Annotated in this window: 5 protein-coding genes; 3 read left to right on the forward strand and 2 right to left on the reverse strand. The window is 73.3% G+C overall.

The window, feature by feature from the left end:
* The first annotated feature begins 46 nt into the window (after positions 1–46).
* On the forward strand, positions 47–2,278 hold the full coding sequence (locus ABWI04_RS31670) for a lantibiotic dehydratase (RefSeq protein ID WP_353834713.1): 2,232 nt from the start codon (positions 47–49) through the stop codon (positions 2,276–2,278).
* Here ABWI04_RS31670 and ABWI04_RS31675 read toward each other — a convergent pair.
* Both ABWI04_RS31675 and ABWI04_RS31680 read right to left on the reverse strand, forming a co-directional pair.
* Positions 2,251–3,606, reverse strand: a complete 1,356-nt coding sequence (locus ABWI04_RS31675) for an MFS transporter (RefSeq protein ID WP_353834714.1) — start codon at positions 3,604–3,606, stop codon at positions 2,251–2,253. The genes ABWI04_RS31670 and ABWI04_RS31675 overlap by 28 nt on opposite strands.
* Positions 3,607–3,713: 107 nt before the next feature.
* A complete protein-coding gene (locus ABWI04_RS31680) occupies positions 3,714–4,298 on the reverse strand; it encodes a dihydrofolate reductase family protein (protein ID WP_353834715.1) in 585 nt (194 codons plus the stop codon).
* A 763-nt stretch (positions 4,299–5,061) separates the two neighbouring features.
* Here ABWI04_RS31680 and ABWI04_RS31685 point away from each other — a divergent pair.
* Together ABWI04_RS31685 and ABWI04_RS31690 are read left to right on the forward strand one after the other, a co-directional pair.
* Positions 5,062–6,819: a hypothetical protein gene (locus ABWI04_RS31685; protein WP_353834716.1), complete on the forward strand. Its 1,758-nt coding sequence runs from the start codon at positions 5,062–5,064 to the stop codon at positions 6,817–6,819.
* On the forward strand, positions 6,803–6,984 hold a 182-nt coding region (locus tag ABWI04_RS31690; RefSeq protein WP_353834717.1), incomplete at its 3' end, for a hypothetical protein. The genes ABWI04_RS31685 and ABWI04_RS31690, both read left to right, overlap by 17 nt.

The raw sequence follows: 6,984 nt of genomic DNA on the forward strand, positions 1-6,984 counted from the left end.
GCACTCGGTGCCGCTACCCGGAACGCGATGGTCGGTTTGGCGAGATGTGCTGATCCGCTCCACCGGATTCCCCGCGGACGGGCTCGCGCTTTTCGCCGCGCCGGAATGCGCCGCGACCGCCGATGCCTTTCTCGACGGCATCGCCGGAGAAACCGAATTCGCGCAGGCCATGGACGCCGCATTGGCGGACGCGGGCCGCGCCGCGGCGAAGATCGCCGCCGACCCGCTCTTCCGCGAGGCGGTGACATGGCAGAACCCCACCGCCGCGGTGCATTTGGCACGTCTCGCCGACGGCCCGGCCGCCCGGCCCGGGAAGAACCCGAGGCTGGAGCGCAAGAAGCGGCGGGGGCGCGAGAACACCCTCGTCCGCTACTGGCAGCGCTACTGCGGCAAGAACGACACCGCCGGGTTCTTCGGCCCCGTCGCCTGGGGCACGATCGACCCCGAGGCGGCGGACGCGGTCGAGGCGAGGCCCGGCGGGGGACTGCTGCGGTCCCGCAAGGTCGACTACGAGTTCTGGGCGCTGGAGGCCTACGTCGCCGCGCTCCTGGACGACCCGGACGTGGCGCCGTGGCTGCCCGTCGGCATCCACCCGCACCTGCTCGTCCGGGGAGAGGACGTCCTGCGGCCGGGAGAGGACCCGCGGCACCTGACCACCGCCGAAGCCGAGGTGCTGTCCCGCTGCGACGGCACCCGGCCCGCTGCCGAGGTCGCACCCGGTCCGCACCTGGCCGCCGCCCTGGACCGGCTGGTCGAGGACGGGATCGTCTGGCGGGGCGTGAACATGCCGTACAACCCGCGGGCGGAGCGGGTGCTCCGCGACACCCTCGCCGCGATCGCCGAGCCGCGGGCCCGGGAACGGGCACTGGCCGGACTCGCCCGGCTCGACCGCGCCCGCGCGTCCGTGGCCGCCGCGGCGGGCGACCCCGACGCCCTGGCCGCCGCGCTGGAACGCCTGGACGCCGAGTTCACCGCCGTCACCGGGGCGGAGCCGGAGCGGCGCAGCGGGCAGATGTACGCGGGACGGCGGCTCTGCTACGAGGACACCGTCCGCGACCTGGACGTCACGTTCGGCGGCCCGCTCCTGGACGCGCTCTCCGGCCCGTTCGGGTCCGTCCTCCTGCCCGCCGCGCGCTGGCTGTCGGCGACCCTCGCGGACGCCTACGACGCCGCGTTCCGCGACCTGTACCGCGACCTGCTCGAACCGGGCGCCCGCGGCGTGCCGATGCCGGCGTTCTGGGACGCCGCCCAGGCCCTGCTGACCGGGCGCGACCGCCCCGCCGACGCGGTCGCCGCCGAGTTCGCCCGCCGCTGGAACGCGCTGTTCGGCCTGGACGGCGCGCCGGACGAGCGCCGCCTCGCCTTCACCGCCGCCGACCTGGCGGATCCCGCCGCCCGGCTGTTCGCCGCCGAACGTCCCGGCTGGGCGGGGGCCCGCATCCACAGCCCCGACCTGTGCCTCGGCGCGGCCGGCCCCGAGGCGATGGCGGCGGGGGAGTTCACCCTCGTCCTCGGCGAGATGCACACCGCGTGGCCGACCCTCGACTGCGCCGTCTTCGCCGACCGGCACCCCGACCCCGGCCGGCTGCGCGCCGCGGCGGCCGAGGACATCGGCCCCCAGTTCCGGCCGCTGTACCCGACCTGGTGGCCCCAGTACACCGCGCGCATCGCCCCCGTCCTCGGCGTCACCGACCACCAGCTCGCCTTCGCCCCGGCGCCGGGAGCGGACCCCGCCCGCGTCCTGCCGCTGGTCGCGCTCACCGTGCACGAGCACGCCGGCGCTCTGGAGGTCAGGGGGCCGGACGGGCTCCGGTGCCCGCTCCGCGAGGTGTTCGCGCTGCTGTTCGGCTGGCTCGGCGCCGAGGCGTTCAAGCTCGCCGGCGCCGGCCCCCACCACCCGCGCCTGACGCTGGACGGGCTCGTCGTCGCCCGCGAGACCTGGCGCACGACCGTCGGCGGGACGGCCGTCGCGCCCGCGCACGGCCCGCGCGAGTACCTCGCCGCCCGCCGCCTGCGCCGCTCCCTCGGCATGCCCGAACGCGTCTTCGCCAAGGTCGGCACGGAGGTCAAACCGGTCTACGTCGACTTCACCGGCCCCCGGTACGTCTCCTCGTTCGCCACGCTGCTGCGCGCCGCCCGCGCGACCGCCGGCGACGACGTCCCCGTCGTCTTCACCGAACTCCTCCCGGACCTGGACGAACCGTGGCTGCCCGACGCGGCGGGCCGGCGCTACGGCTGCGAGCTGCGCCTTCAGTTCTGCGATCCGGAACGTCCCTGAGAGCGGAAGGCGGCCAGCGCCAGAAGCATGCAGGCGGTGAACGCCACCCCGGCCGTGAAGGCGTCCCGCATGCCGTCCACCTTCGACGAACCGGCGTGGTCCACGGTGACCAGGACGGCGACGCCCAGCGACCCGCCGATCTGCTGCATGCTCTGGAGCAGCGCCGAGGCGGCCCCGGACTCCCCGGGCGGCACCGACCGCATCGCCGTGAACGTCGCCGCCACCGCCACCAGGCCCGTCCCCGCCCCGAACAGCAGCACCGGCCCGAGGATCATCGCGACGTAGGTGCCGTCCCGCGACACCTGCGTCAGCCACACCATCCCGGCCACGCACAGCACGGTCCCGGCCGCCATGATCGGCCGCGGCCCGTACCGGGGCAGCAGCCCGGGCACGGCCCGGCTGGCGGCGATCAGCGCGATCGTCGTCGGCAGGAAACCGAACCCCGTCGCCAGCGGCCCGTACCCCAGCACCCCCTGCACGTAGAGGGTCAGGAAGAACAGCATCCCGCTCATGGCAGCCGTGAGCAGGAACCGCATGAGGAAGGCGCCCACCCGGTCCCGGTCGGCGAACAGCCCCAGCGGGACGATCGGCTGCCGCGCCCGCGCCTCGACCACCGGGAACAGCACGAGCAGCGCCGCCGCCCCGCAGAATGCGCCCACCGTGAGCGCCCCGGACCACCCCCGCTCGGCGGCGCGGATGAACCCGTACACCAGCAGCGTCGCCCCGGCGGTGCACGCGACCGCCCCGCCCGCGTCGAACCGTCCCTCCTGCCTGGCCGACTCCCGCACGACCCGCGGCACGAGCAGCACGATCGCGAGGCCTACCGGCACGTTGACGAACAGCACGGCCCGCCAGGACGCCCACGCGGTCAGGACGCCCCCGAGCACCAGTCCGGCGACCATCCCCACACTCGCGACCATGGAGAACACGGCCAGCGCCCGGCTCCTGCCCTCCGCGTCCTGGAAGGTGGTCGCGATGAGCGCCAGCGCGCCCGGGCCCGCGAACGCGGCCCCCGCACCCTGCATCGCCCGAGCCGCCAGCAGCCACCCCGGCGAGACCGCGAACCCTCCGGCCAGCGACGCGACGGTGAACACCCCGACCCCCGCGACGAACACCCGCCGGTGCCCGAGCAGATCACCGGCCCGCCCCCCGAGCAGCAGCAGCCCCCCGAACGCGAGCGTGTACGCGTTCACCACCCACGACAGCCCAGCGTCGCCGAACCCGAGCCCCCGCTGGATGCTGGGCAACGCGATGTTCACGATCGAGGCGTCGACCACCAGGGTGAGCTGGCACCCGCACAGCAGCGCCAGCGCCGGCCCCCCACCCACCCGACGCCGACCAGACGCTTCCGCAGGGAGCATGGGTCTCCTAACCACGAGCGGCCAGCCCAAAAGCTAACCAACCCCCCACACCCCCACCACCCCCCAGATCTGTCTCAGCGGCGGGTGTAGTGGGCGATGATGACGCCCTTGGGGGTGGTGACGCTGCCGGTGAGGTCGAACTCGGTCAGCGGGGCGGGGCCCTCGAAGAGGCGCTTGCCGGAGCCCAGGGTCAGGGGGTGGATCAGCAGCGTGTAGTGGTCGATCAGGCCGGCGGCGTGCAGGCTCCGGACCAGCGAGGCGCTGCCGTTGATCGCGAGGTTCCCGCCCGGCCGGGCCTTCAGTTCCGCCACCGTCTCGACGGCCTCGCCGCGCAGGAGGATCGAGTTCTCCCACGCGTCCGCGTCGTCCAGCGTCTTCGACACCACGTACTTCTTGGCCGCGTTCATGTGCGTGCTGAACGGGTTGCCGTCGGTGGCGCGTCCCCACGCGTTGAGGAAGTCCTCCCACGTCCGGCGCCCGAACAGCATGTCTCCGGCGTTGGCCATCCCCTTGGCCATCTCGCGGCCCATCACCTCGTCGTTGTACTGCGGGCCCCAGCCGCCGTGGGCGAACCCGTCGCGGGTGTCCTCGTCCGGGCGTCCCAGGCCCTGGACCACCCCATCGAGGGAGACGAACATCGTGACGCTGATCGAACGCATCGGCCCGGTCCTTCCTTGTAGTGCGGGCCGCCCGGTCGGGGCCCGTCACCCTCTACACGAACGCCCGCCCCCGGAATCGACAGCGCCCCTGGAATCGACGGCGCCCCGGGTCGCGCCGCCGAGCGGGGACGTCCGACCCGCGCATCCGTCGAAGCGCTTAACCCAGACCTCGGACGGCGGCCGGATTCGGTCAGCTAGCAGATTTTGTAGCAAAGCCGCGTGCCGGGAGCAGTTCTTATGGGGAATGGCGGGGAGGTGCGGCGCGATCGGTGGCCGGGTTTCCGGATGTTGGGCGGCGGTGGGCGCCGAGAACGCGGCGGGACATTGACTTCTGAGTTCACTCCGCGTCGGTGGGATGGTGGAATCGCCGGGCGGGCCGCCGGACGGCGGTCGGCGCGACCATGTATGCGCTGACCAGCGGGTCTGTAGGGAGCCGTCTGCCTGCGGAGTTCGAGGTGAGCTCCCTGGCCGTGCGCGGCGGAACGCGTGAAGCCGTGGCTTGGCGGAGGGGCGGCCGAACCGCCGGCAACACCGTTGCGGAACGACGGGTCCGGACGCGGAAATCCTTCATGTCCAGGGGCCCGCGCGCGGCCGGGACGCAATCCGCGCGCCCTTCCGTCCCGGGGTCGGCGTGCCGCGCGTCCGACTCTGGATAGCTAGTAATTAGTATAGTAAATTGACGCCGATCGGCGATCCCGCCTGCGGAAACACGGGGGACAAGCCCATGGTCGGCATTGAACCGTTCTCGAAACTGCGCCGAAGGTTGATCGTTCTCATCGCGCTGGCGGCGGCGGCCGCCTGCCTGGTCGCGTTCCAGCCCGTGGCAGGGGCGGACGCCGGAGCCGGCGACGTGGTCGTCAGCACCTCCAGCGTCAAGGGGCGCGACGGCACCACCTACACCGTCACGAACCACATCGTCCGGACGAACGGCCAGGGACACCGGAAGGAATGGCTGCTGGTCTGGACGGGCGACGCGAGCGTCCCGGGCGGCCCGGTGGGCGCCGCGGGCCACGCCGCCCACCGGAAGTCCGACGTCGAGGGCTCCGCCGATCCCGACTTCCTCGCCGTGATCGACGCGACGAAGGGCTCCCGCGACTACGGCAAGGTCGTCAACACCGCGACCATCGGCCCGCTGCTGCAGAACGAGCCGCACCACATGCAGTACGTGTGGCACAAGGGCGACAAGGTCTACGCCGGCGGGCTGCTCAGCGACACGACCTACGTGTTCGACGTCGCGAGGCTTCCCCAGATCAAGCTCAGCGGCGTCGTCACCGCGACGGACACCCCCTGCGGCACGGCCCCGGACGCCTTCACGACCCTGAAGGACGGCACCGTCTACGGCGCCTACATGGGCGGTCCCAACGTCCCCGGGCCGTGCACGTACACGCACGGTGAGGTCAGGACGGGCAACGGCGCGGCCGGCACCCCGGGCGAGGTGCTCCGGATCGACCAGAGCGGCCGGGTGCGGGTCGAGTACCCGGCGGCGACGGAGGCCGCCGAGCCCGACACCTGCCACAGCATCCCGCAGGTGGACCCGCCTACCTGCGCGAACCCGCACGGCATCCGGGTGCGCGAGGACCTGAACCGGCTGGTCACCAGCGACTTCGCCGAGGTGCGGAGCCTGATGCTGATCCCGTCCGCCGACTTCTACATCGCCCGCGACACCGTGCGGATCTACGACATCGCGCAACGCGACCGGCCCAGGCTGCTGTCGGTCTCCCACCTGCCGGACGGCCCGCGCAAGGAACCGTTCCTCATCGAGGAGGAGCCGCGCGTGGTGATGGAGACGGCGCTCACCAACGAGCGCCACCACCGGGGCGGGTTCGTCTCGACGATGGGCGGGGCGTCCATCTACTACACCCCCGACATCACCGACCCGAAGCCGACGTGGCGCGAGGTCTTCGACGACACGACCGCCTTCACCAGGCTCGCCCCCGAGCTGGACAACCGCGTCGGCATGGACGGCGGCTCCTGGCTGCAGACCAGCGCGGACGACCGCTACCTGTACCACGTCGTCATGCGCCGGGGCGACGAGTCGTCCGGCGGCAAGGACACCGGCATGGTGTACGTGCTGGACATCCGCAAGCTCGTCGGCGCGGGCAAGCAGGCGCGGTGCAACATCGACACCATGGAGGAGGTCACGCGCGGCGGCGCCGAGCCCGACTGCCCGTCCCTGGTGAGCGTCCTGCCCGTCGAGGATCCGACGACCGGCGGCCCGCACTGGGCGGCGCTGGACAACTTCCGGCAGGGGCCCGGCGGCTACTACCAGGAGACGCGGCAGCCGACGCGGCTCGTCATGGCGAACTACTTCGTCGCCGCGTCGCCGTTCGACGGAGACCACCGCGTCTGCATGGTGAACATCTCCCCGCGGCAGCAGCTCTCCATCGACCGCGGCTTCAAGGACGAGAACACCGGCCGCCCGTGCGTGGAGTTCAACCGGGCCGCGTGGCCGCACGGCGAGACCGGCGACGCCCGGCCGCACGGCGTCCTGTTCGCGGTCTCCGATGCCGACGTCCGCTGACGTCCGGCGGGTGGCGGCGGGGACGGCGGCGCTGCTGCCGCTCCTCGCCTCCCCGGCGTGGGCGGACGGCGGCCACGGCGGGCACGGCGCGGTGCCGGACGGCGGCTGGGCGACCACGGCGATCCGCGTCGTCGCGCTGCTCGCGACCGCCGTCGTGGCGGGCGC

Source organism: Actinomadura sp. NPDC000929 (assembly GCF_040492065.1).
GTDB lineage: Bacteria > Actinomycetota > Actinomycetes > Streptosporangiales > Streptosporangiaceae > Spirillospora > Spirillospora verrucosospora.

What these genes read in the sequence shown, in the direction of transcription:
- ABWI04_RS31680 (WP_353834715.1), bottom strand. Translation starts at nt 4,298, where the DNA reads ATGCGTTCGATCAGCGTCACGATGTTCGTCTCCCTCGATGGGGTGGTC.